The organism is Streptomyces sp. NPDC002643 (assembly GCF_053592555.1).
This window is the reverse complement of record NZ_JBSFVY010000007.1, coordinates 137,751-162,233: the sequence shown is the minus strand read 5'-3', so window position 1 is coordinate 162,233 and position 24,483 is coordinate 137,751. Positions and strand designations below refer to the sequence as shown.

Here is a 24,483-nt window from a genome sequence, read left to right as displayed (position 1 = left end):
GCTGGTCTACCTGGACTCGAACCAAGACTAACTGAACCAGAATCAGTCGTGCTGCCAATTACACCATAGACCAATGTGGTTTAGACCAGTCAGTACCCCCGACCGGATTCGAACCGGCGCTACCGCCTTGAGAGGGCGGCGTGCTAGGCCGCTACACAACGGGGGCCCTAGCGATCCCGAGTTGATCGAGATCAGTACCCCCGACCGGATTCGAACCGGCGCTACTGCCTTGAGAGGGCAGCGTGCTAGGCCGCTACACAACGGGGGCTTTGCGGACTGGATCTCCGCGACTGCAGATGCTCTGTTGAATTCAAAGCATCTACGAGCTGGCCTACCTGGACTCGAACCAAGACTAACTGAACCAGAATCAGTCGTGCTGCCAATTACACCATAGGCCACTGGAACGCAAGCCCCTGCGGGGATCTTGTTCTAGTTTTACGCTTTGGATCTTCCGGCCTTCCAGCCCGCTTCCCTCGGCGCAGGAAGAACATTACCCGAAGGTGGACGGCGCTCCAAAACGGGTATCCGAGCCGAGGATCGCGGGGAGTTCGGCGAGGGTTGCGATGCGGTGCCGCCCGGCCGGGGGTTCGACGGTCGCCGTGCCGCCTTCGCGATCGATCCACACGGACAGCAGTCCGGCGTCGGCGGCGCCCTGTCCGTCGATCTCCGGGTGGTCGCCGACGTACGCGACCTCGTGGGGCGGCAGGGTGAGGGCCTCGCAGGCGGCGTGGAAGGCTTCGGCGGCCGGCTTGTGGACGCCCAGTTGCTCGGCGCAGAGCACCGTCTCGAAGCGGTCCCAGACGCCGAGGGCGCGCAGTTTGCGTTCCTGGACGGGGAGGCTGGAGTTGGAGAGGATCGCGTGCCGGTGGCTGGTGGCGAGGGTGTCCAGGACGGGCAGGACGTCCGGGAAGAGGGCCCAGGCGCGCTCGTAGTGGACGATGTACCGCTCGAACCAGGCGTCGGCCTCCGCGTCGGTCAGTGGGGCGCCGTGGAAGTCCCGCACCCGGTCCCGCCGGGTGGCCTCCCAGGTGCCCTCGCCCGCCGCGTACCGCCGCCAGTGCAGGCCGGTGAGCTCCCGCCAGCGCTCGATCGCCCGCTCCACGGACGCGTAGCCGTCGAGCAGGCCCTCGGCGGTCAGATGGTCCCGCATCCCGGCCCGGTCGGCCGTGGAGTAATCGAAGAGGGTGTCGTCGACGTCCCAGACCACGGCCTTGATGTTCATGGGATGACCGTAACCAGGAATTGGGCGCGGCGTAGTGCGGATGCCTTAACGTGGTGGGACCGCCGAGTGAAAGAGCGAGTCAGAGCCATGGCCGAGTACCACGTCCAGTTCACCGTCGAGGCCCGCGCGACTTACGACGCCCTGCCCGGAGAGCGGCGAGCCCAGTTGGACAGGGCCGTGCGCATACTGGCCCGTGACCCGTTCCGGAAGACCTCGACCGCCCAGTTGGGCCCGGACGAGCATCTGCGGAAGGCGTATGTGGCGCCTGGCGTGATGCTGGAGTACGTCGTGGCCGGAGCGGTCATGGTGATCGTCGTGCTGGAGATCTTCGATGAGAGCCACTACCTGATCGACGAGAACGACGCCGTCTGAAACATGGGGAAGGGGCGCACCCGGTGATCCGGGTGCGCCCCTTCCCCATCTGCGGCCGTTACGCCGCCAGCTTCGCCAGTGCCGCGTCGATGCGGGACAGGGTCTTCTCCTTGCCCAGGACTTCCAGGGACTCGAAGAGGGGGAGGCCGACTGTGCGGCCGGTGACGGCGACCCGGACGGGGGCCTGGGCCTTGCCGAGCTTGAGGCCGTGGGTCTCGCCGGCGGCGAGGACGGCCTCCTTCAGGGACTCCGGCGAGGCCCAGTCGGCGGACTCCAGCTTTTCGCGGGCCGTGCGCAGGAGCGCGTCGCTGCCCTCCTTCATGGCCTTCGCCCAGCTCGCCTCGTCCTCGACCGGCTCGGCGAGGAAGAGGAAGTCGACGTTGTCGGTGATTTCGGAGAGGACCTTCAAACGGGTCTGGGCGTGCGGGGCGATCGCGTGCCACTTCGACTCGTCGAAGTCCTCCGGGGCCCAGGGGGCGAAGGGGGCCTTCAGCCAGGGGGCGCAGCGCTCGGTGAACTCCTTCACATCCAGCAGGCGGATGTGATCGGCGTTGATCGCCTCGCACTTCTTCAGGTCGAAGCGGGCCGGGTTGGGGTTCACATCGGCGATGTCGAAGGCGGCGACCATCTCCTCGATCGTGAAGATGTCCTTGTCCGCGGAGAGCGACCAGCCCAGCAGGGAGAGGTAGTTGAGCAGGCCCTCGGGGAGGAAGCCCTGTTCGCGGTAGAGGTTCAGGGACGACTGCGGGTCTCGCTTGGAGAGCTTCTTGTTGCCCTCGCCCATGACGTACGGCAGATGCCCGAAGGAGGGGACCTGCTTGGCGACGCCCAGCTCGATCAGCGCCTTGTAAAGGGCGATCTGGCGGGGCGTCGAGGAGAGCAGGTCCTCGCCGCGCAGGACATGGGTGATCTCCATCAGCGCGTCGTCGACGGGGTTGACGAGCGTGTAGAGGGGGGCGCCGTTGGCGCGGACGATGCCGTAGTCCGGGACGTTCTCCGGGGTGAAGGTCAGCTCGCCGCGGACCAGGTCCGTGAAGGTGATCGTCTCGTCGGGCATCCGGAAGCGGACGATCGACTCGCGGCCCTCGGCCTCGTACCGGGCCAGCTGCTCGGGCGTGACCTCGCGGCACTTGCCGTCGTAGCCGGAGGGCCGGCCGGCGGCGCGGGCGGCGTCGCGGCGCTCCTCCAGCTCCGAGGCGGTGCAGTAGCAGTGGTACGCGCGACCGGCGTCCAGGAGCTTCTGGGCGACCTCCTTGTACGTCTCCATGCGCTGCGACTGGCGGTACGGCGCGTGCGGGCCGCCGACCTCGGGGCCCTCGTCCCAGGTGAAGCCCAGCCAGCGCAGGGAGTCCAGGAGCTGCTCGTAGGACTCCTCGGAGTCACGGGCCGCGTCGGTGTCCTCGATGCGGAAGACGAACGTGCCGCCGGTGTGGCGGGCGAACGCCCAGTTGAACAGGGCCGTACGGACCAGGCCCACATGGGGGTTGCCGGTCGGGGACGGACAGAAACGTACGCGGACGGGGGTCGCGTTAGCCACGCTTGATCACCTTGTTGGTGAGAGTGCCGATGCCTTCGATGGTGACGGCGACCTCGTCGCCGACGTTGAGGGGGCCGACCCCTGCCGGGGTGCCCGTGAGGATGACGTCGCCGGGGAGCAGGGTCATGGCCTCGGTGATGTTGACGATCAGATCCTCGATGGAGTGGATCATCTCGCTGGTGCGGCCGAGCTGGCGCTGCTGGCCGTTGACCGTGAGCTGGATGGTCAGGTCGGAGGCGGCTTCGAGATCGAGGTCCGTCTCGACCCAGGGGCCCAGCGGGCAGGAGGTGTCGAAGCCCTTGGCCCGGGCCCACTGCTTCTCGCGCTTCTGGACGTCACGGGCGGTGAGGTCGTTGGCGCAGGTGTAGCCGAAGATCACGTCCTTGACGCGCTCACGCGGGACCTCGCGGCACATCCGGCCGATGACCACGGCCAGCTCGGCCTCGTGGTGGAGGTCCTCGGAGAAGGACGGGTACTGGATCTCGTCGCCGGGGCCGATCACCGAGGTGGCGGGCTTGAAGAAGGCGAACGGGGCGTCGGGCACCTCGTTGCCGAGTTCGCGGGCGTGCTCGGCGTAGTTGCGGCCGAAGGCCACGACCTTGTTGGGGAGCACCGGCGGCAGCAGCCTGACCTTGCTGAGCGGGACCTTCGTGCCGGAGAGCTGGAAGTCCGCGAACGGAATGCCCTTGATGATGTCGAGGACGAGCTCGTCCGGCCTGTCGCCCTCGACCGCGCCGAAGGCGACGTTCCCGTCGATGGAGAATCTGGCGATGCGCACGGGATGCTTGCGCCCCTTAACTGAGTGATCGCTTGAGTGAGTGATCGATCGGCTGGAGTCTGAGGCTCCAGGCTAGCGCGGGGAGGGGCGGCCACCTCGCGCATTAATCGGGCGCGGGCCCCCGGCGGCCGGCGCAAGCGCGGGGGTGCGCACGGCCACCCCCGCGTGAGCGGCGTACGTACGAGGAAGGGCGCCCGGTCGTCGTACCGGGCGCCCTTCGGCTGCGTCCTCACAGGAATCCGCCGCATCTTCACAGGATTCCGCTTGAGCGGTTCCCGGATTCGCCGCGTACTTGAGCGTGCAACTACTCCGCCGCCTGGGCGGGCACCGTCATCAGGACGGTCCGGCGCGGGTTGGCGGTCTGGGAGGGGAGGTCGATCGAGTGCTCCTGCTCCGGCACGCGCAGGTCCTCCGCGTCGGCGAGGTGGGCCAGCGTGGTGCGCCGGGGGTTGGCTATCTTGCGGAACATCGTCGTCTTCACAGTCGTTAAACCCTCGTCGGGTGCGGGCGCCGGGTGGGCCGCAAGGGCCGTCCCACAAGCGCGGGTTGTCGGATTCGCCATCCCTGTAAAGCGTCAGGCTAAACATCCGATTCCCGGGTCAAGACGTGAAGAAGGCTTGATGGGTGTGTGAGTTTGCTCACCCAGCCCCAGGCAAACCGGGCATTCCGGATTCTGAACCCACCCAGGCGAAACGGACATTGGGCAACTGAAGCCTGCATTCCGCCCCTGATCATGGCGACTGGGACACCGCCTTCACCTCAAGGGCTCGTAGGGGTATGCCCGTTGCGGGCGGAAATGACCTCCACGTCGGGTGACCCTCACCTCACGCGTTGTCACAGTGAACAGACCGTTACCCATTGGCCTTGTTGGGAGATCCGGCACTGTGCTGGAATTCCACGGACCGCCGCAGGGATCGTGCCGGCGCGCAGAGGCGCAAAGCAGCGCCGGGCGGCGGTGGAAGGGGGAGCCAGCGCCGGTCACTCACGACCACAACACAGGGGACGTAATTCAGGGCGCCCCCAACACGCCGACACCGCCTCTCCGTTCACACGGCGAGGCGCCTGGTCCAGAGGTTGCGACGCTAGTGCAGGGACGTTTCAAGAGGGATGGCAGCGCTTCGGCGGAGCCGGAGCCACACAACGGGGCCGGTAACGGTTCCTCCCCCCAGCACGCCCAGAACCCGGGTCCGGCGGAGATCGGCGACGGCGGTGAGCGCTCCGGGCGCACCGGCGCGTCCGCTCCTCCCACACCGCCCGGCAAGCCCAAGGGCGGCAACAAGTCCGGTGGCTCCGGTTCCCGAATAGCCCTGCGCAACTGGCGCATCTCGACCCGTCTCGTCTCGCTGCTCGCCCTCCCCGTGGTGGCGGCGACCTCGCTGGGCGCCCTGCGCATCGGCGACAACGTGGACGACATCCAGCAGCTCGACAACATGCGGCTGCTGACCGACATGACCAAGCAGGCGACCGAGCTCGCCGACGCGCTCCAGCGCGAGCGCGACCTGTCCGCCGGTCCCCTCGCCCACAACGCGAGCGCCACCGACCTCACGGTCAAGGGCGCCCGGCAGAAGACGGACCAGGCCCGCGTCCAATTCCTCGACGCGACCCAGGAAGCCGACAACGCCAACACCACGGACAAGCTGCCCGGCGTCCGCGACAGTCTCGTCCGCGTCGCGCGCGAGCTGCTCAACCTCAACAACATCCGCAACAGCGCCTACGAGGACCAGCGCAACTCCACACAGACCGTCGAGGCGTACCACCGGCTGATCGAACAGCTGCTGGACCTCTCCACGGACATGGCCGAGGCCACCAGCAACCCGGACATGATCAAGCGCACCCGTGCGCTGGCGGCGTTCTCGTCCGCCAAGGAGTACGCCTCGATCCAGCGCGCGGTCATCGCGGCGGCCCTGCCCGAGAACAAGAACGACTTCGGCGACCTCTCCGAGAACGACCGGCTCTACGCCAGCTCGGCGCTGTCCAACGAGGAGTCGGACCGGAACACCTTCTCCGACATCTACGGCTCCGGCGCCGAGGACCTGACCAAGCCGATCGACGACGCCAGCCCGATCATCGAGGCCTCCGACCTCTACGCGGGCCGGGTGCTCGACAGCGCGGGCGGTCTGCGCTCGCAGGACAAGCGCTCGTACCAGGACTGGGTCGACGACTCGTCCGCCAAGATCGAGCAGATGAAGAAGATCGAGGGCACGCTGCTTGAGGAGATGGAGCAGACCGCTCGTCAGCTCCGCAGCGAGTCCGAGCAGGAAGCGATCATCTCCGGTGCGCTGATCCTGCTGGTCCTCGGTGTCTCCCTGGTCGGCGCGTTCGTCGTGGCCCGGTCCATGATCCGCTCGCTGCGGCGCCTCCAGGACACCGCGACCAAGGTCGCCCAGGACCGGCTGCCCGAGCTGGTCAAGCAGCTGTCGGAGTCGGACCCGCAGGACGTCGACACCTCCGTCGAGTCGGTCGGTGTGCACTCCCGGGACGAGATCGGCCAGGTGGCCGCGGCCTTCGACGACGTGCACCGCGAGGCGGTCCGCCTCGCCGCCGAGCAGGCCCTCCTCCGGGGCAACGTCAACGCGATGTTCACCAACCTCTCGCGCCGCTCGCAGGGTCTCATCCAGCGTCAGCTCTCGCTCATCTCCGAACTGGAGTCCCGCGAGGCCGACCCGGACCAGCTGTCCTCGCTGTTCAAGCTGGACCACCTCGCGACACGTATGCGCCGTAACGGTGAGAACCTCCTCGTCCTCGCGGGTGAGGAGCCCGGCCGACGCTGGACCCGTCCGGTCCCGCTGGTCGACGTGCTCCGTGCCGCCGCGTCCGAGGTGGAGCAGTACGAGCGCATCGAGCTGGCGTCCGTGCCCGGCACCGAGGTCGCCGGCCGGGTCGTCAACGACCTCGTGCACCTGCTCGCCGAGCTGCTGGAGAACGCCACCTCGTTCTCCTCCCCGCAGACCAAGGTCAAGGTCACCGGTCACGCGCTGCCCGACGGGCGGGTGCTGATCGAGATCCACGACACCGGTATCGGTCTGTCCCCCGAGGACCTCGCCGCGATCAACGAGCGGCTCGCCTCGCCGCCCACCGTGGACGTGTCGGTCTCCCGCCGTATGGGCCTCTTCGTGGTCGGCCGGCTCTCGCAGCGGCACGGCATCCGCATCCAGCTGCGGCCGTCCGACTCCGGCGGTACGACCGCGCTCGTCATGCTTCCCGTCGATGTCGCGCAGGGCAACAAGAAGCCCACCCCGGGCAAGCCCGGCCAGGGCGCCCCGAGCGCCGGTGGTCCGGCCGCCGCGCAGGCCGCGGCCGGTGCCGCCGCCGCGCGCCGTCAGGCCGCTCAGTCGGGTCCGCCGCTCGGCGCCGGCCCCGCCGGTGGCGGTCTGCTCGGCGGTCCGCCGCAGCGCGGTCAGGTCGGCGCCGGTCAGGGTCCTCGGGCCGCGCTGCCGGGCAACCCCGGCGGTCCGGGTGGCCCCGGCGGTCCGCGTGGGCCGCAGGGTGGTCCTCCGCCGCAGGGCGGCCGTCCGGCTCCGGCCGGTGCCGGGATGTTCGGCGGCGGTCAGGCCCCGGGTGCCCCGCAGGGTCTGCAGGCGGCCGGCACCGGTGGTCCCGGCGGCTTCGAGAACTTCAGCGACTCCGGGCTCCGGGGCGGCTTCGGCGACGGCGGTCCGGGTCAGCGCCCGGGCGGCGGCTTCGGTGACGCGGGTGCGGCCCGGCAGGGCGGCGGCGACAGCGGCCCGGGTGCCGTGCCGCCGAAGCAGGGCAAGGAACGTTCCGGCAGGCGTCGTCCGCAGCTGCCCGGGCGCGGTGGTCCGCGTGCCGAGCTGCCCGGCGGCGCTTCCCAGGGCCAGGGCCGTCCGAGCTGGAGCGACGAGAACGCCCAGCCGCCGGTGCCGCGTGCCTCGCTGGACGCCCCGCGCGGTCATGACGAGCAGCCGGACATCACCGCGCCGATGCCCCGGGTCGAGCCCGGCCAGGGCCCGGCGTCCACCCCGGACTTCCCTGCGCCGCCGCGTTCCGGCTTCGACTCCCAGCGCTCCGGCGCGGGTGCCGGACAGGACAACGGCACCGGCTCGTTCGTACGCTCCGATGTGTTCGGCGCCTCCGGCGGCCCCGCTCTCGGCGGTGCCCAGGACCCCTCGTCCACCGGGCAGTTCGCCACGGTGGGCTACGACGGCTCCGGCACGGGCCAGTTCCCGGCGCCGGGTCGGCAGAGCCCCGAGGACTCGGGTCAGTTCCCGGTCCAGGGCCGGCAGAACTCGCAGGACAGCGGACAGTTCCCGATCCCGGGCCGGCAGGGCTCGCAGGACAGCGGACAGTTCCCGGTCCCGGATCGGCAGGGCTCGCAGGACACCGGCCAGTTCCCGGTGCCGGGCCGGGCGAACGGCCGGAGCACCGGACAGTTCGAGGTGCCCGGTCGGCAGAGCCCGCAGGACACCGGGCAGTTCGAGCGTCCGCAGGTGAACGGCGAGAGCTTCGGCGCCCCCCGGCCTCCGGTGCCGCCGCAGCGTCCGCCGGTGCCCCCGCAGCGTCCCGCGCGTGGCCAGGAGCCCGACAACAGGGGCGCCGCGCAGCGGCCCGATGAGGGGCGGGGGCCGGGAGACGGGTGGGCGCTGCCGCCGGCCCCGGGTCCGGGCGACGGCCGTACGCCGCTGTACGACACGCTGGAGACCAACTGGTTCCACGGCCAGGGCCCCCAGAACGGGGAGGCCGGGCACAACGGGCAGGGCGACCGGTCCGACCGGGCGTCCACGGGCGGCGGTCTGCCGCCGCGGCCCGCCCAGACGCCCCAGGCTCCGGCGGCACCGAGGCTCGGCGGCTCGTACGAGTCGGCGGGTTCGACCGGTCCGACGGGGTCGGCGTCCCAGCGCCAGGAGGCTCCGGTCGCGCCCGCGTCGGCCGCCCCGGGCGCCCCGGGTTCGTCGGGCTGGCGCAACACCCCCAATGACGACCTGGTCCGCCAGGCCGAACGCGCCCGCCGCCCCTCGGCGGGTGGAGTCACCACCTCCGGCCTGCCGCGCCGGGTCCCGCGCGCGAACCTCGTGCCGGGTACGGCTCAGCAGCAACAGCACCAAACCGGTCCGCAGGTCTCGCGTTCGCCTGACGACGTACGCGGCCGGCTGACCAATCTCCGTCGGGGCATCGCGCAGGGTCGACAGGCCGGTACCGGTACCGGCCAGACCGGCAGCTTCCCGAGCCCCACTCACCAGCAGGAGCGTTAGTTGAGCCAGATGAGCCAGGCGGCACAGAATCTCAACTGGTTGATCACCAACTTCGTGGACAACACCCCCGGGGTGTCCCACACCGTCGTCGTGTCCGCCGACGGTCTCCTTCTGGCGATGTCGGAAGGGTTCCCGCGCGACCGTGCCGACCAGCTCGCCGCCGTCGCCTCCGGGCTGACCTCCCTCACGGCCGGGGCCTCCCGGATCTTCGAGGGTGGCAACGTGGCCCAGACGGTGGTGGAGATGGAGCGCGGCTTCCTCTTCCTGATGTCCGTGTCGGACGGTTCCTCGCTGGCCGTCCTGGCGCACCCCGAGTGCGACATCGGCCTGGTCGGCTACGAGATGGCATTGCTCGTGGACCGCGCGGGCGCCGTACTCACGCCCGACCTGCGCGCCGAACTCCAAGGCAGTCTGCTCCACTGACGCCTACGAAGCCACAGACCTCACCAAATCACCGTCCGGCCGTCACAGTCCCCCCACCGGCCCCCGTCAGATGGCACGACTGACCGACTTGCTGTCCCGCTCGGAGGAACCATGACCCCGCCCACCGCTCCTCACGATCCGTACGCAGAGCCGTACGGAGACGAGGGCGACCAGCCACTGGTTCGGCCGTACGCCATGACCGGTGGCCGGACGCGGCCGCGTTACCAGCTCGCCCTTGAGGCGCTGATCAGCACGACGGCAGACCCCGCGCATCTGATGGGGCTGCTCCCCGAGCACCAGCGGATCTGCCATCTGTGCCACGAGGTGAAGTCGGTGGCCGAGGTGTCGGCCCTGCTCTCCATGCCGCTCGGTGTGGCACGGATTCTTGTCGCGGACCTCGCGGAGGCCGGACTCGTCGCGATCCACCAGCCCGGTGGCGACGAGAACGCCGGTGGAGCGCCGGACGTGACCCTGCTCGAAAGGGTGCTCAGTGGACTTCGCAAGCTCTGAACCGGGGCGGGCCACCACCTCGGCGAAGATCGTGGTGGCGGGTGGCTTCGGCGTGGGCAAGACCACGTTCGTCGGGGCCGTCTCGGAGATCAACCCGCTGCGTACCGAGGCCGTGATGACGTCCGCGTCGGCCGGCATCGACGACCTGACGCACACCGGGGACAAGACGACCACCACGGTCGCCATGGACTTCGGCCGTATCACCCTCGACCAGGACCTGATCCTGTACCTCTTCGGTACGCCCGGTCAGGACCGCTTCTGGTTCATGTGGGACGACCTGGTGCGCGGCGCGATCGGCGCGATCGTCCTCGTCGACACCCGCCGGCTCGCCGACTGCTTCCCCGCCGTCGACTACTTCGAGAACAGCGGCCTGCCGTTCGTGATCGCCCTCAACGGCTTCGAGGGACACCAGCCCTACACCCCCGACGAGGTGCGCGAGGCCCTGCAGATCGGCCCCGACACCCCGATCATCACCACCGACGCCCGCCACCGCGCGGACGCCAAGAGCGCACTCATCACCCTCGTCGAACACGCCCTCATGGCACGGCTGCGCTAGGGCGTAGGGACCCAAGTACGTAATCAGGACGCAAATCAGACTCAAGTCCACAACGCCATACGGCAGTTGTCGTAGATACACCGAAGCCGGCTGTGTCCTTTGACACGGTCGGCCTCGGTGTTCATAACGTTTCGACAGAGAAATAGGGTGGTACGACCACGCGTCGCGGTCGATCGGTGCCGCTGCGCTCACATTGGCCCCGCCATTTGACGGGGCTCGCTCTGTATGACCGTTTTATCTGGGACTTACATCACGCGGAATCGTTGCTTCCCGGTGTTTGGAACCTCGCAACGTGACGTGCTGGAATGCCTGAACTGCCCATTAGTCAAAGACGTACTAGGGCGTGGAGTCACCCGCGGCACGCGTAGGTGCCGGCGCCGAGAGGTTGTTGGTCGAGTGAGGCGAAGCAAGAAAAGTCCCGAGGCGCAGGCCCGGGGCAACTTCACCCCGCCGCCGCGCGGAGCGGCACCCGCACAAGTGACCGGACCGGAGCCGACGGCCGCTCCCGCGCCCAGCGGCAGTCGTATCTCCCCCCGCAACTGGCGGGTGCCCACCCGTCTGAACGCGATCCTCCTCATACCCGTGCTGGTCGGCCTCGTCATGGGCGGCTTCCAGGTCAAGAGCTCCATCGACACCTGGCAGGAAGCACGGGACGCCGAGAAGGTCGCCAAGATCGTCGCCGCCGCGGCCGTCTACGCCGAGGCGCTCCTCAACGAACGTGACCTCTCCGCCGAGCCCCTGTTGAAGGGCGACCGGGACAACGAGGCCGTCAAGGACGCCCGCGCCTTCACCGACGAGAAGGCCGACGAGTTCCACGCCGCCGTCGAGGGAATGCCCTCCGGACAGGGCCTGGAGCGCCGACTGCGCCTCGTCGAGGAGGCCGAGCCCAAGCTGGAGGAGGTCCGCGAGGCCGCGTACACGCGCGCCGCCGACCCGACCCAGACCGAAGAGGGCTACGTCGCCGTCGAGCACTACCTGATGGAGTTCTCCAACGAACTCGGCCTCGGCACCGGCAACGTCACCGCCTACGGCCGTACCGTCTACGCCATCGCGCTCGCCAAGGGCGCCGCCTCGCTGCAGCGCGCCATCGGCATGCACCTGCTGGTGCGGCCCAGCGACGACGAGGCCACCTTCCGCCGCCAGGTCACCGCCTTCACCTCCTACGCCTACCTGGAGAACGTCGCCATCCAGGAGTACGTCTCCGGTGGTACCGAGGCGGACGCCGCCCGGCTCCAGCAGGTGATGGAGGCGAAGACCCAGGAGGGCGAGAAGAAGGTCACCGAGGCGGCCGCCACGGCCAAGGCGCAGGGCAAGGAGTTCGTCGCCCCGCCCGAGATGACCAAGATGATCGAGGCGATCGGCAGCGGTGCCACGCCCGAGCAGCTCGCGACCCAGGGCATCGACGCCTCCACCTGGATGGCCGCCTCCACCCTGAAGTTCCAGGGCTACAGCGAGGTCGAGACCGAGCTGATCAACCGCGCGGTGGACGAGGCCGGCACGATCGCCTCCGACGCCCAGCGCGACGCCTACATCAACGGCGCGATCGTCGTGGTCGCCCTGCTCGCCGCGTTCATCATCGCCGGGATCATGGCCCGCCAGATGAGCCGCTCGATGCGCCAGCTGCGCAACGCCGCCTTCGGTATCGCCGAGCAGCGGCTGCCGATGCTGGTCGACCAGCTCTCGCGCACCGACCCCGGCCGGGTCGACACCCGGGTGGCGCCGATCCCGATCAACTCGACCGACGAGATCGGCGAGGTCGCCCGCGCCTTCGACCAGGTCCACCGCGAGGCCGTCCGGCTCGCCGCCGAACAGGCCCTCCTGCGGGGCAACATCAACGCGATCTTCACCAACCTCTCGCGCCGCAACCAGTCGCTGATCGAGGGCCAGCTGACCCTGATCACCGACCTGGAGAACAACGAGGCCGACCCGGACCAGCTGGAGAACCTCTTCAAGCTGGACCACCTGGCCACCCGTATGCGCCGCAACGGCGAGAACCTCCTCGTCCTCGCCGGCGAGGAGCCCGGCCGCCGCTGGGACCAGCCCGTCCCGCTGATCGACGTGCTGCGCGCCGCCTCGTCCGAGGTGGAGCAGTACGAGCGCATCGAACTCTCCGGCGTCCCGGAGGCCGAGATCCACGGCCGCGCCGTGACCGACCTCGTGCACCTGCTCGCCGAGCTGCTTGAGAACGCCACCACGTTCTCCTCACCCCAGACGAAGGTGCGCGTCACCGCCACCCGTCTCCCCGACGGCCGCGTGATGATCGAGATCCACGACAAGGGCATCGGCCTCACCGCCGAGGACTTCGCGGACATCAACCACAAGCTGGCCAACCCGCCGACCGTGGACGCCGCGATCTCGCAGCGCATGGGCCTGTTCGTGGTCGGCCGGCTGTCCGACCGCCACGGCATCCGCGTCCAGCTGCGCCCCTCGGGCGAGCAGGCCGGTACGACCTCGCTGGTCATGCTCCCGGACGTCATCACCCATGGTGGCGGTGGCGACCAGCAGCAGCCGCAGGGCGAGGAGTTCACGGTCTCCCAGATCATCCCGGAGCAGCACTCCTTCCAGCCGCAGCAGGGCATACCGCCCATGCGGACCGCCGCCGAGCTGGGCTTCGACGACAGCCGCTACGAGATACCCAACGACATCCGCGAGCTGGACCCGGTGGGCCGCTCCCTGATGCGTGAGGAGCGCCGTGCGGCCCTGGAGGCCCAGGCGCACGGCCAGACCGCCCAGCAGCCCTCGATCGAGGCCCCTCGCTACGGCGACGACTTCCAGGCGCCCGAGCCGTCCTACGGCAACGAGGCGACGGGCTTCGTCGACCCGCAGCGGTCCTTCGACCAGCAGACGGCGTACCAGGAGCCTCGGCAGCCGTCGTACGACGAGGCGTACTTCGGGTCCAACGGCACCTCGCCCAACGGCAGCGGCGCTCCGCAGGGCGGGAACGACACCTTCGGCGCTACCGGCGGTTACCCCGAGCCCTCGTATGCGGAGCCGACCGCCGAGACACCACTGCCGTCGGCCCCGGAGACCTACTCGGGCTTCGAAGAGCAGTCCTATCAGGACGACTGGCCGCAGCAGCAGGACTACCAGAGCTCCTACCGCTCCGAGTACGCTCCGGAACCGGAATCTTCGCAGGCCGCTGACGTGAAGGAGCCGGACCGCGTAGGCTTCGACCGTCCAGGACCCACCCCCTCCGCCGGCCACGCGCTGACCGACGCGGGCCTGCCCCGCCGCGGAGCCACCGCGGCCCAGGGCGGCCCCTCGGCCGGCGTCAACGGACGGCAGCACGTGGCTCAGGATCAACAGCCGGCGGCCACGGGCACGGGGACCGACTGGCGCTCGGCGAACGACGAGCGCTGGCAGCAGGCGTCCCAGCTGAAGAAGCCGAAGGCAGGCGGGGTCACCTCCTCCGGTCTGCCGCGGCGGGTGCCCAAGGCCAACTTGGTCGAGGGTTCCGCGCAGACGACCCCGCAGGGAGGTCCACAGATCTCCCGCGCTCCCGAGGACGTCCGGGGCAGGCTGAGCAACCTGCGCCGAGGGGTCCAGAGGGGACGCAACGCAGGCAGTGAAACGAACGGCCAGGCCACTAGGAGTCAACACAGTGGTCCTGACAGCACCTACAACCAGGAGCGTTAGTGTGAGCCCGATGAGCCAGGCGGCACAGAACCTGAACTGGTTGATCACCAACTTCGTGGACAACACCCCCGGGGTGTCCCACACGGTGGTGGTCTCCGCCGACGGACTCCTTCTGGCGATGTCCGAAGGGTTTCCGCGTGACCGAGCCGACCAGCTGGCGGCCGTCGCGTCGGGTCTTACCTCTCTGACCGCGGGTGCCTCCCGCATCTTCGAGGGTGGCGCCGTGAATCAGACGGTTGTGGAGATGGAGCGGGGATTCCTCTTCATCATGTCCATTTCCGATGGTTCCTCCCTCGCCGTTCTCGCACATCCGGAAGCCGACATCGGCCTCATCGGGTACGAGATGGCCCTTCTGGTCGACCGTGCCGGTACGGTCCTTACGCCCGATCTTCGTGCGGAGCTCCAGGGCAGCCTGCTCAACTAACAGTCAGACGGTGCGTTTTGGCGTCCCGGGGCCGTAAGGTTTCGGGACGCGGCTTCCAATGAGCCTGGATGCCAGCACAGTCGGAGGAGGAGAGAACGTGGCAACACCCCCAGGCGGTTCATCGTCGGGCAACTGGTCCTACCCTGGCCAGGGGCCGGGCCAGGGTGACCAGAACCGGTACAACTTCCCCTCCGCACCGAGCCGTCAGCAGCCGTATGTGCCGCAGGGCCCCGGCCCTTCGCCGTACGACCAGCCGCCGGCGCCGCGTATCCAGCCCGTGCAGCCCCAGCGACGCACCCCCGAGCCGTCGCCCGCCGGGGCGGCGAGCAATCCCCTGGTGCGCCCGTACGCCATGACGGGCGGCCGCACCAGGCCGCGCTACCAGCTCGCCATCGAGGCGCTGGTGCACACCACCGCGCAGCCGCACCAGATGCAGGGCCAACTGCCCGAGCATCAGCGGATCTGCAACCTCTGCCGAGAGATCAAGTCGGTAGCCGAAATCTCCGCGCTGCTGACCATCCCCCTCGGCGTGGCCAGGATTCTCGTCGCCGACTTGGCGGAGGCGGGCCTGGTCGCCATCCATCAGCCCGGCGGCGACGAGAACGCCGGTGGCCAGCCAGACGTGACACTGCTCGAAAGGGTGCTCAGTGGACTTCGCAAGCTCTAGCGGCGGTCCTTCCCGCTCCACCACCTCAGCGAAGATCGTGGTGGCGGGTGGCTTCGGCGTGGGCAAGACCACGTTCGTCGGGGCCGTCTCGGAGATCAACCCGCTGCGTACCGAGGCCGTCATGACGTCCGCTTCCGCGGGCATCGACGACCTCACCCACACGGGGGACAAGACGACCACGACGGTCGCCATGGACTTCGGCCGTATCACCCTCGACCAGGACCTGATCCTGTACCTCTTCGGTACGCCCGGTCAGGACCGCTTCTGGTTCATGTGGGACGACCTGGTGCGCGGCGCGATCGGCGCGATCGTGCTCGTCGACACCCGCCGGCTCGCCGACTGCTTCCCCGCCGTCGACTACTTCGAGAACAGCGGGCTTCCGTTCGTGATCGCGTTGAACGGCTTCGACGGGCAGCAGCCGTACAACCCGGACGAGGTCCGGGAGGCCCTGCAGATCGGCCCCGACACGCCGATCATCACGACGGACGCGCGGCATCGGGCCGATGCGAAGTCGGCGCTCATCACGCTGGTCGAGCATGCGCTGATGGCCCGCCTGCGGTAGGCCTGCGGCGCTCAGCCGGAATGAAAGGGGCCCCTCTTTGGTGGAGGGGCCCCTTTCGATGCGCCAAGCGCCGTGGGGGTGCATGAGGTTCGCTGACTGCGGGTGCGTCGTGGTTGCTCGCGCAGTTCCCCGCGCCCCTAAAAGAACCGGCCCTGCGGGCCGAAAGACAACGGCCCTGCGGGCCGAAAGACAACGGCCCTGCGGGCCGAAAAGCACGGGGCGCAGCCCCTGCTTTTCAGGGGCGCGGGGAACTGCGCGACCAGCCACGACGGACCGGTAGGCGGCAGACCGCACAAACCCCTACGGCGCCGAACCCAAGCCTGACAACAACGAAGGGGCCCCTCTGCCAAAGAGGAGCCCCTTCGTGCGGTTCAGCGCCGCAGGCTTACCGCCAGCTGTGCGGTGCCCGGAAACCCGGCTCGCGCTCCAGGCGGCGCCAGCCGGCCTTCGCGCGGCCCCGGTGGGCCGGGGTCTCGGCGGGGCGGGCGGCGGCGCGGGCGAGGAGGAGGGCCGTGATGGCGGCGACTTCCTCGGGCTCGGCGTGGCCCTTCTCGACACGGATGTCAGGAACGTTCATGGGTGTCAGTCTCCAGGGACTAGGTTTCCGCAGGGGTACCGCGAGTGATCCGCTGGGTTACTGCGGCGGGTTGCCGTGCTTGCGGGAGGGCAGATCGGCGTGCTTGGTGTGGAGCATGGCCAGGGAGCGGATGAGGACCGAGCGGGTGTCGGCCGGGTCGATCACGTCGTCCACGAGGCCCCGCTCGGCCGCGTAGTACGGGTGCATCAGCTCGGCCTTGTACTCCTTGACCATCCGGACCCGCATCGCCTCGGAGTCCTCGGCGTCGGCGATCTGGCGCCGGAAGATGACGTTGGCGGCACCCTCGGCGCCCATCACGGCGATCTCGTTGGTGGGCCACGCGTAGGTGAGGTCGGCACCGATGGACTGGCTGTCCATGACGATGTAGGCACCTCCGTACGCCTTGCGCAGGATCAGGGAGATCCGGGGCACGGTCGCGTTGCAGTAGGAGTAGAGGAGCTTCGCGCCGTGGCGGATGATTCCACCGTGCTCCTGGTCTACACCAGGGAGGAAGCCGGGTACGTCCAGAAGAGTGATGATCGGGATATTGAAGGCGTCGCACATCTGTACGAAGCGGGCCGCCTTCTCGCTGGCCTCGATGTCCAGGACACCGGCCAGGGTCTGCGGCTGGTTGGCGACGATGCCGACGACCTGGCCGTCGAGCCGGGCCAGCGCGCAGATGATGTTGCGGGCCCAGCGCTCGTGGACCTCCAGGTAGTCGCCGTCGTCGACGATCTCCTCGATGACCTTGACCATGTCGTAGGGCCGGTTGCCGTCGGCCGGGACCAGGTCGAGCAGGACGTCGCCGCGCCGGTCCGCCGCGTCCGTGGGCTCCACGCGCGGGGGGTTCTCGCGGTTGTTCTGCGGGAGCATCGACAGGAGGTAGCGCACCTCCGCGATGCAGGTCTCCTCGTCGTCGTACGCGAAGTGGCAGACGCCGCTCGTCTCCGCGTGGACGTCCGCGCCGCCCAGGCCGTTCTGGGTGATCTCCTCGCCGGTGACCGCCTTGACGACGTCCGGGCCGGTGATGAACATCTGGGACGTTTCGCGAACCATGAAGACGAAGTCCGTGAGCGCGGGCGAATAAGCCGCGCCGCCCGCGCACGGGCCCAGCATCACGCTGATCTGCGGGATGACGCCGCTCGCCCTGGTGTTGCGCTGGAAGATGCCGCCGTAGCCGGCGAGGGCCGAGACACCCTCCTGGATACGGGCGCCCGCGCCGTCGTTCAGCGAGACCAGGGGGGCGCCGGCCGCGATGGCCATGTCCATGATCTTGTGGATCTTGGTGGCGTGGGCCTCGCCGAGGGCGCCGCCGAAGATCCGGAAGTCATGGGCGTAGACGAAGACCGTACGGCCCTCCACCGTGCCCCAACCGGTGACGACACCGTCGGTGTACGGCTTCTTGGCCTCCAGGCCGAACCCGGTGGCCCGGTGCCTGCGCAGCTGTTCGACCTCGTTGAAGGAGCCCGGGTCCAGCAGCAGCTCGATGCGCTCCCGGGAGGTCAGCTTGCCCTTGGCGTGCTGCGCCTCGGTCGCCTTCTCGCTGGGGCCGGCCAGTGCCTGGGCACGGATCTCGTGCAGTTCGGCCACGCGCCCGCGCGCGTCGGTCGGCTCGCCCGTGGTGTCACCCGGCGCCTCATCCAAAACGGTCATGTAGCGACCATACGAAGCCGAGCGAGAAAACCGGCCCGTCGACTCCGTACAGTCTCCGGCGTGTTTTCCTGGTGCCCCTGAACAGAACCGGCCCGGCATACGGGAGAACCGACTGCTCAGGGGGTGTGCGGCTTGTAGGGGTCGCACAAAGCCGGTGGGTGACTATCCGGCGAGGAGCAGTTCACAGGTGTGGGTCGCGCAGGCCGTGCCCGGGGTCACGCGCAGCCGCAGTCGCCGACGCCCGTGCCTGCGGCCGGCTGTCGTCTCCAGCACCTCGACGGTGTCGTCGGCCCGGAGCACCGAGCGGAACGGCCCCTCGTAAATGATCTCGATCGGCCTTCCCGTGCGCGGCGGTTCGCTCACACAGAGGGTAGCGGTACGGCCGTGGCGGCGGACCAGCACGCTCGCTCCGGCGGAGGCGGTGACGGGGCCCGCCGTACCGGCCCGCCAGAAGTTCGCGGCGGTCAGGCCGAGGGAGGGGACGGCGATCGCCTGGCGGGTGGCGTCGTTGGCGAGGACCGACAACCAGCGGTGGTCGGCGGCCCGTCTCGCCACGGCCTCGCGGGACGCTCCCGGCATCAGGACATAGAGGTACGAGGCGTCGCTCGGGTCGGTGCCGTGATCCAGCCAGAGGGTCTGCCGGCGACGGGTACGGCGTTCGGTGGTGCCGCCCGTGTTGATGTCGGCCCAGGCTCCGGTGCGGTCCTCGCGGAGGGTGCGCAGCCCACGGGCCGCGGTGGCTTCGGTGGCGGGGCTGGGGTCGGCCGTGCCGGTTGTCGGGAAGGCCCAGCCGCCGTGGCCTTCGAGGTGGGCCCAGCCGGGGCCACGTACGAAGGCTTGCGTACCGTTCTCGCCGAGGTTCCGGCTGTCGACGACCGTCTCCACCGGTACCCCGTCCGCGCAGCTGATCCCGGCGCCGAGGCAGATCACGCAGTCCGCCACGCAGAACCAGGACTTGCGGGCCTCAAGGGTGGAGCCGAGGCCCTTGAGGTGTTGGCCGATGGCCGCGTACTCGCCGTCGGTCGTGCCGCCGACCCAGCGCACGGCGGGCTTCGGGGCGCCCCATTCGCCGCCCTCGCGGTCGGCGAGCGGCTTGGTGGAGACGGTGGTTCCGGGGAGGCGGTACCAGTCGACGGTGGGCCAGTACCAGTCTGTGTATTGATCGGCCCGATCGGCCCGGCCGCCCAGGCCCTCGGCCCACCACAGGGTCATCCCGGCGCCGGTGTGCCAGCCGCGCGGGTTCTCGCCGTTGCCGCACTCGTAGTGGGCGATGCGGTCGGAGGCCATGGCGATGGTGACGGTGAAGCCCGGGCGGCGGTGGACAGCGCGGTCCATGGCCGCGAAGAGGTGGTGGCCGACGGGTTCGGGGGCGGCGGGCACCGGGGAGGCGGCGACGGTGTGCAGCCGGGCGAGGTCGGCGACCTCGAACCGCGGGGCGGTCAGGATCGGTGTCACCGTGTCACGTTCGATCCACCCCTTGACGCGCCCGTACCAACGCTCCCGTTCGGCGGTGGAGGCCCCGAGGGCCAGCAGCGCGATCGCGGCGATGATCCCCTGGCCGTGGAAGTGGTCGCTCCGCAGGACGTGCCGGTCGTCGCTCTTCAGGTGACCCCGGCTAATGGCACGGCCGTTGACGCTGTCCATGACGAGGCCGTCGTGGATGAGGGGCGCGTAGGCGCGTTCCACGCTGTCGAGGACGATCTGTCGGCCGGGGTCGGTGACGTCCCAGGTGGATTCGGCGAGCAGTGCGAAGAGACGCCCGAGCCCGTCGAGGAGGACCTGGCCGTACGTCCCCGAGTAGGCGACCCAGGTGTGCTGGACGAACGAGCCGTCGGCGTACAGCCCGTCGCCCTGGGTGACGTACGGGAAGACGGGCGAGAGGGCGTCGCGGGCGAGGGCGATCTTCTGCGGGGTGCGGCCGAGGATGCCGCGCAGGGCGACGGACCGGCAGAGGTCGACGCGGTTGGCGCCGGTGGAGGTACCGGTGTAGTCGCGGAGGAGGGAGTCGGGGATGAAGTGGTCGATGGCGGCGCAGGCGTCGTCCCTTTGGGCGGGTGTCAGTTCGTCGTACAGCGCGGCGACGATGTCCATGAGCAGGCGGGGGCTGCCGATCTGCCACTCCCACCAGTTGCCGTAGCGGGTGGTGGAGGGGTTGTAGACGGTGGTGGAGAGGTGGTCGAGGCCGCGCAGGACGTCGGCGAGGAGGGCGGGGTCGGTGGTCGCTCCCGTGCCGGGTCGGGTGTACGCCTGGGTCATGGTCCAGAGGCGGCTGTAGCTGCGGGTGATGCCGGCCGGAGGGTCGTAGGGCTGGTCCGGCCAGAGGGAACGGGCGGTGGGGGCCATGGTCGCGCGGAAGCGCCGGGCGAGGTCGCCGGTCTCGCGGAGGCGGGAGGCGTAGGGCTCGGCGTTCGGGTCGTAGCCGGTGCCGAGGGAGAGGGTGAGCCAGCGGTGGCGGAGGGTGTCGTACTCGTCGGAGGGGGCCGCGTCGGAGGGGGTCGCGTTGTCGAGGGCCGCAGGGGTGGTGGCCGGGTGGGCGGGGGCCGCCAGGGTCGCGGCGAGCCGCAGGAAGGTACGGCGGGTGGGAATCATGCCCATGCCGTGTATCACCCCTTGGGACGCGGATCAACAATCCGTGACACCAAGATCACCGATCCGACAAGGTTGAATCCCGGACGGAATAGGTCTAGCGTGGGCCGCGTTGAGGTCATTGAAGATTGAACAACCCCTTTCAAGGAGACCGTCATGGGCATCTTCGGCAACAAGAACGCGACCTCCGAGACCGCCGACGGGGTCGTGACCCCGGAGCTGGCCGCGCTGACCGGCGACTACACGATCGACGCCTCCCACACCACGATCGGCTTCGTGGCCCGGCACGCGATGGTCACCAACGTCAAGGGCGGCTTCCTCGACTTCTCGGGTTCCCTGCACCTCGACGGCTCGGACCCGTCCCGGTCGACCGCCTCGATCGACATCAAGATGGAGAGCATCGACACCGGGAACGCCGACCGTGACGGTCATCTGAAGAGCGCGGACTTCTTCAAGACGGAGGAGTTCCCGACGATGACGTTCCGGTCGACCAAGGCGGAGGCGCTGGGCGGGGACGACTACCGCGTCACCGGTGACCTGTCGATCCTCGGCACCACCAAGCCGATCACCATCGACCTGGAGTTCAACGGCGCCGCCAAGGACCCCTTCGGCAACGAGCGCGTCGGCTTCGAGGGCAAGGCCGAGATCCTGCGCTCCGAGTGGGGCCTCACCTGGAACGCGGCCCTGGAGACGGGCGGCGTCCTCGTCTCCGACAAGATCAAGCTGAACTTCGACATCTCGGCGATCCGCAACGCGGAGTAACGCGAGGTAACACGAGGTAACGCGGGGTGAGTTGCCGACCGTGGATCAGAGGCCGCCGAGGGGGTTCGGCGGCCCCTGCGAGGCCAGGGGTGTCGGCTCGGCTCAGCCGAGTCGGGCGGACTTGGGGGGCTCATAGTCTCGGGGCCACTTGGTGTCGGAGGAGTAGGTGACGTCGTCCAGGTTGGCACCGGTGAGGTCCGCCCCGGTGAGATCGGCTTTGGTCAGGTCGGCGCCGCCCAGATCTGCTCCGGTGAGGTCGGCGCCGCGCAGGTTGGCCCTGCGGAGGTGGGCGCCTCTGAGGTCGGCGTAGAGGAGATCGGCGCCCTGGAGATCGGCGCGAGTGAGGTCGGCGTCCCTGAAGTCCACTCCGTACATGGACAGGCCATAGAGCTGCGCGCCCGGCAGTTGTGATCCGCTGAAGTCGGAGTAGCCGAAGTCGCCCACCCCGGTGAGGTCGAGTCCGGGTACTCGAATCCCGCTGAGGTCGTACTCCGGCGCGCTGTCCTCCGGAGCGTGATGCGCGACGATACGGACGGCCGTCCGGACGTCCTCGGCGACACGCTCCTCCGCCCCCGCGCCGCCACCGGGCGTCGTCCGTCCGGTCACCGGCGTGTGGCTCTGCACATACGCGCACACGAGGGTCAGGACCTTGCCCCGGTCCCTCGGCGAGTCCTCGATGATCCGCTCCAGCATCAGCAGTCCGCCGAGTCGGACGTCCAGCGACTTGTCGTCCAGGTTGTCCACGGCCGTGTCAAAGCGGGTGGAGATCGCCCCGTGCTCGGTGATCCGCAGGCTGTCGCCGGCCTGCTGCACGGTGATGCTGGAGAAGACGAGGGCGCCGACCGCGGCGACGGCCGGCAGCAGGATGGCGGCCTGCTGGACCGTGCGCGTCCAGCTCTCGCGCCCGCCGGTGACCGTGGCGTCCCACGCGGGAAAGCCCAGGTGCGGCACCGGGGGCGGGACGGGCACGGGTGGATCGGTGTCGGGGACGGGCGCGGGGTCCGGCTCGGGGAGATCCGTCTCGTCCAGCAGACTCAGCCAACGCCCCTTGTGCATGGCGTCGTTGACGGCGCCGAGCAACCGGACGAGTTCGGCCAGGGCCGTGGCCGGCTCTCTCCATACGGCGCCCTCCGCCTCATGGAGCCGCCGGCCGACCGCCCGCGCATGGGCCACCAGCTCGTCACGGCGCTCCGGGCTCGTGGTGTGGCCGTGCCTGGCGTAGGACCACAGGCTCCGGCGCAACTCCGCGACCCGGTGGTCCAGTTGAGCCTGACGTGCGGTCCGTGTCCGGTCTTGGCCGGCCGCGCCGCATGCCACGAGAGCCCGGGCGCAGAGCAGGATCGGAGGCTCCGGGCGCCAGGCCATCAGTCGCACCGGATCACGGCGGATGACGGCCGCGGGAGTCAACAGCAGTCCCAGGACGGCTCCTTGGACGAGGGCGAAGACCACCAAGAGGCCATCGGGTTCCGTCGAGGACGGGCTGTCGCCGTCCCCGTACGACTTCGCCAGCTCGGACAGCACGATCGACGCCCCCAGCAGGATGAGCCACGCGACGACCGGTGTGAGCAGGCACAGGAACACAAGCCATGTCACCCGCGCCCGCCCGATCACACGCGCCGTCCGCTCCGCCTCGACGAGTGCGCCACGCTGGGCGAACAGCTCGCGCCGGTCGGGGACCGCGGAGGCGGCGTACTCCCGTCGGACCCGCAGCGCCGCGCGGTGCAGCAGGACCGCGTCCCGGGGCCGGGCACGCACGACGAGCCTCACCGCGGCGAAGAACGGACCGGGCGCCCGTACGACGATCCGGTGCCGTGCGAGCCGAGCCGCCACGACCACGACGATTCCGGCCATCGCGACCAGGCTCCAGTACAGAAGACCGATGTCGTCATCCATGCCCCGACCTCCCCCGAGCCGGTCCGGTCACTCAACGCTCAATAGTGACACGCACAGCGTGAGGTGGTGTAGGGATGCGGCCTCCAACCGGGCTGGTTCGCACGGCGATTGAACGGCGGCCGGTCCCGTGCGCCCCGGTCGGCTATACGGCCACGGGATCGGCGAGCACCTGGTCGAGCACCCTGGCCTGGGTGCCGTCGGTATCGGGACCGGACAGTCCGGCCATACAGGCCAGCGCCTTCCACATGGCCCAGCCACGTGCCCGCCGCCAACTGTCGTCGGACAGGCCGACGGCCTCCCGGAAGAGCTTCCGCTCCTCCCCCACGAAGTAATTCCAGGCGATGACGAGGTCGCAGGCGGGATCGCCGACGCCGGACGAGCCGAAGTCGATGACGGCGGAGAGCCGGCCGTCGACGGCGAGCAGGTTCCCGACGGCGACGTCACCGTGGCACCAGACCGGCGCCGAGGGCCAGGCCGAGGTCAGCGCGTCCGCCCAGATCTCCCGGCACGCGGCGACATCGACCTCGCCCTTCAGCCGGTCCAGGGACTCCTCGACCCAGTCGCCGTAGACACTGGGATGGCAGCCACGGAAGTACGAGTGCCGCCCGGCCGCCGGTCCCCGGCCGACCGGGGCGGCGCGCAGCCCGGTCAGGAACTCACCGAGATCGCGGGCCAGTTGAAGCCGGTCGACATCGGCGGAGGCCTCGACGGTCCTTCCCGGAAGCCACCGCCGCACCGACCACGGAAACGGATACCCCGCCCCGGGCCGCCCGACGGCCACCGGTTCCGGCACCGGCAGCGACAGATGGGCAGCCAGCTCGGGCAGACACCGGTCCTCCTTCGCCACGGCCGCCACATACCCCTCCGCACTCGGGAGGCGGACCGTCAGCCGGTCCCCGAGGCGGAAGGTGCGGTTGTCCCACCCCTGCCGTTCGACGGGTGCGACCGGCAGGTCGCTCCACTCGGGGAACTGGTCGGAGATCAGGGTGCGTACGAGGTCGCCGGTGATGTCGATCACCGGGTCAGTGTGCGTGGGCCTCCGGCGCCCCGGAAAGCGGTTTTCCCGCGTCGGCGCTCCCGGCCCGGGCCGCGTGGCTGAAACGCACCCCTTGTCG

The 24,483-nt window shown here is 69.7% G+C and carries 19 protein-coding genes and 4 tRNA genes; 10 read left to right on the top strand and 13 right to left on the bottom strand.

Features of this window, described 5'->3' with window-relative positions:
• Position 1: 1 nt before the first annotated feature.
• The 5 genes from ACWD4G_RS13115 to ACWD4G_RS13095 all read right to left on the bottom strand — a co-directional run bounded on the left by ACWD4G_RS13115 (position 2) and on the right by ACWD4G_RS13095 (position 1,222).
• Positions 2–73, bottom strand: a tRNA-Gln gene (locus ACWD4G_RS13115).
• Positions 74–93: 20 nt separating this feature from the next.
• Positions 94–166 (bottom strand) — tRNA-Glu (locus tag ACWD4G_RS13110).
• A gap of 29 nt (positions 167–195) precedes the next feature.
• Positions 196–268, bottom strand: a tRNA-Glu gene (locus tag ACWD4G_RS13105).
• Positions 269–326: 58 nt separating this feature from the next.
• A tRNA-Gln gene (locus tag ACWD4G_RS13100) sits at positions 327–398 on the bottom strand.
• A gap of 92 nt (positions 399–490) precedes the next feature.
• A complete protein-coding gene (locus ACWD4G_RS13095) occupies positions 491–1,222 on the bottom strand; it encodes an HAD family hydrolase (protein ID WP_451292768.1) in 732 nt (243 codons plus the stop codon).
• Positions 1,223–1,309: 87 nt separating this feature from the next.
• Here ACWD4G_RS13095 and ACWD4G_RS13090 point away from each other — a divergent pair, with 87 nt between their 5' ends.
• The gene (locus tag ACWD4G_RS13090; RefSeq protein WP_451292767.1) at positions 1,310–1,594 is read left to right on the top strand and encodes a hypothetical protein; all 285 of its coding nucleotides are present in this window, start codon (positions 1,310–1,312) and stop codon (positions 1,592–1,594) included.
• Positions 1,595–1,652: 58 nt separating this feature from the next.
• On the opposite strand, the gene gltX is transcribed toward ACWD4G_RS13090, so the two are convergent.
• The 3 genes from gltX to ACWD4G_RS13075 all read right to left on the bottom strand — a co-directional run bounded on the left by gltX (position 1,653) and on the right by ACWD4G_RS13075 (position 4,378).
• Positions 1,653–3,131 (bottom strand): glutamate--tRNA ligase, encoded by a 1,479-nt coding sequence (gltX, locus tag ACWD4G_RS13085; RefSeq protein ID WP_451292766.1) that lies wholly within the window; start codon positions 3,129–3,131, stop codon positions 1,653–1,655.
• Positions 3,124–3,909 carry a fumarylacetoacetate hydrolase family protein gene (locus tag ACWD4G_RS13080; RefSeq protein WP_451292765.1) on the bottom strand — a complete coding sequence of 262 codons (786 nt, stop codon included), beginning with the start codon at positions 3,907–3,909 and terminating at the stop codon, positions 3,124–3,126. Before ACWD4G_RS13080 ends, gltX begins: the two co-directional genes overlap by 8 nt.
• 304 nt (positions 3,910–4,213) lie before the next feature.
• Positions 4,214–4,378, bottom strand: coding sequence for a hypothetical protein (locus ACWD4G_RS13075; RefSeq protein WP_451292943.1), 165 nt, complete (start codon positions 4,376–4,378; stop codon positions 4,214–4,216).
• Positions 4,379–4,994: 616 nt separating this feature from the next.
• Here ACWD4G_RS13075 and ACWD4G_RS13070 point away from each other — a divergent pair.
• The 8 genes from ACWD4G_RS13070 to ACWD4G_RS13035 all read left to right on the top strand — a co-directional run bounded on the left by ACWD4G_RS13070 (position 4,995) and on the right by ACWD4G_RS13035 (position 15,897).
• Positions 4,995–9,119, top strand: coding sequence for a nitrate- and nitrite sensing domain-containing protein (locus ACWD4G_RS13070; RefSeq protein ID WP_451292764.1), 4,125 nt, complete (start codon positions 4,995–4,997; stop codon positions 9,117–9,119).
• Between the two features lie 9 nt (positions 9,120–9,128).
• On the top strand, positions 9,129–9,542 hold the full coding sequence (locus ACWD4G_RS13065) for a roadblock/LC7 domain-containing protein (protein WP_003973453.1): 414 nt from the start codon (positions 9,129–9,131) through the stop codon (positions 9,540–9,542).
• Between the two features lie 111 nt (positions 9,543–9,653).
• Positions 9,654–10,052, top strand: coding sequence for a DUF742 domain-containing protein (locus ACWD4G_RS13060; protein WP_009314205.1), 399 nt, complete (start codon positions 9,654–9,656; stop codon positions 10,050–10,052).
• Entirely contained in the window at positions 10,033–10,608 is a 576-nt protein-coding gene (locus ACWD4G_RS13055) for a GTP-binding protein (RefSeq protein WP_451292763.1), read from the top strand. Before ACWD4G_RS13060 ends, ACWD4G_RS13055 begins: the two co-directional genes overlap by 20 nt.
• 396 nt (positions 10,609–11,004) lie before the next feature.
• A complete protein-coding gene (locus ACWD4G_RS13050; RefSeq protein WP_451292762.1) occupies positions 11,005–14,244 on the top strand; it encodes a nitrate- and nitrite sensing domain-containing protein in 3,240 nt (1,079 codons plus the stop codon).
• Between the two features lie 10 nt (positions 14,245–14,254).
• Complete coding sequence (locus tag ACWD4G_RS13045; protein ID WP_067239279.1) at positions 14,255–14,668, top strand: roadblock/LC7 domain-containing protein; 414 nt, start codon at positions 14,255–14,257, stop codon at positions 14,666–14,668.
• A 97-nt stretch (positions 14,669–14,765) separates the two neighbouring features.
• A complete protein-coding gene (locus ACWD4G_RS13040) occupies positions 14,766–15,335 on the top strand; it encodes a DUF742 domain-containing protein (protein WP_451292761.1) in 570 nt (189 codons plus the stop codon).
• Positions 15,316–15,897: a GTP-binding protein gene (locus tag ACWD4G_RS13035; protein WP_009314218.1), complete on the top strand. Its 582-nt coding sequence runs from the start codon at positions 15,316–15,318 to the stop codon at positions 15,895–15,897. The genes ACWD4G_RS13040 and ACWD4G_RS13035 overlap by 20 nt, the downstream gene beginning before the upstream one ends.
• Positions 15,898–16,282: 385 nt before the next feature.
• On the opposite strand, the gene ACWD4G_RS13030 is transcribed toward ACWD4G_RS13035, so the two are convergent.
• The 3 genes from ACWD4G_RS13030 to ACWD4G_RS13020 all read right to left on the bottom strand — a co-directional run bounded on the left by ACWD4G_RS13030 (position 16,283) and on the right by ACWD4G_RS13020 (position 20,722).
• Entirely contained in the window at positions 16,283–16,474 is a 192-nt protein-coding gene (locus tag ACWD4G_RS13030) for an acyl-CoA carboxylase epsilon subunit (RefSeq protein ID WP_451292760.1), read from the bottom strand.
• 57 nt (positions 16,475–16,531) lie between these two features.
• Entirely contained in the window at positions 16,532–18,127 is a 1,596-nt protein-coding gene (locus ACWD4G_RS13025) for an acyl-CoA carboxylase subunit beta (protein ID WP_451292759.1), read from the bottom strand.
• 162 nt (positions 18,128–18,289) lie between these two features.
• Positions 18,290–20,722 carry a polysaccharide lyase 8 family protein gene (locus ACWD4G_RS13020; protein WP_451292758.1) on the bottom strand — a complete coding sequence of 811 codons (2,433 nt, stop codon included), beginning with the start codon at positions 20,720–20,722 and terminating at the stop codon, positions 18,290–18,292.
• 147 nt (positions 20,723–20,869) lie between these two features.
• On the opposite strand from ACWD4G_RS13020, the gene ACWD4G_RS13015 reads away from it, so the two are divergent.
• Positions 20,870–21,475 (top strand): YceI family protein, encoded by a 606-nt coding sequence (locus ACWD4G_RS13015; protein ID WP_451292757.1) that lies wholly within the window; start codon positions 20,870–20,872, stop codon positions 21,473–21,475.
• Positions 21,476–21,577: 102 nt separating this feature from the next.
• Here ACWD4G_RS13015 and ACWD4G_RS13010 read toward each other — a convergent pair whose 3' ends face one another.
• Together ACWD4G_RS13010 and ACWD4G_RS13005 are read right to left on the bottom strand one after the other, a co-directional pair.
• A complete protein-coding gene (locus tag ACWD4G_RS13010; RefSeq protein ID WP_451292756.1) occupies positions 21,578–23,368 on the bottom strand; it encodes a pentapeptide repeat-containing protein in 1,791 nt (596 codons plus the stop codon).
• Between the two features lie 142 nt (positions 23,369–23,510).
• Positions 23,511–24,386: an aminoglycoside phosphotransferase family protein gene (locus tag ACWD4G_RS13005; RefSeq protein WP_451292755.1), complete on the bottom strand. Its 876-nt coding sequence runs from the start codon at positions 24,384–24,386 to the stop codon at positions 23,511–23,513.
• Positions 24,387–24,483: the final 97 nt, after the last annotated feature.

What these genes read in the sequence shown, in the direction of transcription:
- ACWD4G_RS13095 (WP_451292768.1), bottom strand. Translation starts at nt 1,222, where the DNA reads ATGAACATCAAGGCCGTGGTCTGGGACGTCGACGACACCCTCTTCGAT.
- ACWD4G_RS13090 (WP_451292767.1), top strand. Translation starts at nt 1,310, where the DNA reads ATGGCCGAGTACCACGTCCAGTTCACCGTCGAGGCCCGCGCGACTTAC.
- ACWD4G_RS13075 (WP_451292943.1), bottom strand. Translation starts at nt 4,378, where the DNA reads ATGTTCCGCAAGATAGCCAACCCCCGGCGCACCACGCTGGCCCACCTC.
- ACWD4G_RS13065 (WP_003973453.1), top strand. Translation starts at nt 9,129, where the DNA reads ATGAGCCAGGCGGCACAGAATCTCAACTGGTTGATCACCAACTTCGTG.
- ACWD4G_RS13060 (WP_009314205.1), top strand. Translation starts at nt 9,654, where the DNA reads ATGACCCCGCCCACCGCTCCTCACGATCCGTACGCAGAGCCGTACGGA.
- ACWD4G_RS13045 (WP_067239279.1), top strand. Translation starts at nt 14,255, where the DNA reads ATGAGCCAGGCGGCACAGAACCTGAACTGGTTGATCACCAACTTCGTG.
- ACWD4G_RS13030 (WP_451292760.1), bottom strand. Translation starts at nt 16,474, where the DNA reads ATGAACGTTCCTGACATCCGTGTCGAGAAGGGCCACGCCGAGCCCGAG.
- ACWD4G_RS13025 (WP_451292759.1), bottom strand. Translation starts at nt 18,127, where the DNA reads ATGACCGTTTTGGATGAGGCGCCGGGTGACACCACGGGCGAGCCGACC.
- ACWD4G_RS13020 (WP_451292758.1), bottom strand. Translation starts at nt 20,722, where the DNA reads ATGGGCATGATTCCCACCCGCCGTACCTTCCTGCGGCTCGCCGCGACC.
- ACWD4G_RS13015 (WP_451292757.1), top strand. Translation starts at nt 20,870, where the DNA reads ATGGGCATCTTCGGCAACAAGAACGCGACCTCCGAGACCGCCGACGGG.
- ACWD4G_RS13010 (WP_451292756.1), bottom strand. Translation starts at nt 23,368, where the DNA reads ATGGATGACGACATCGGTCTTCTGTACTGGAGCCTGGTCGCGATGGCC.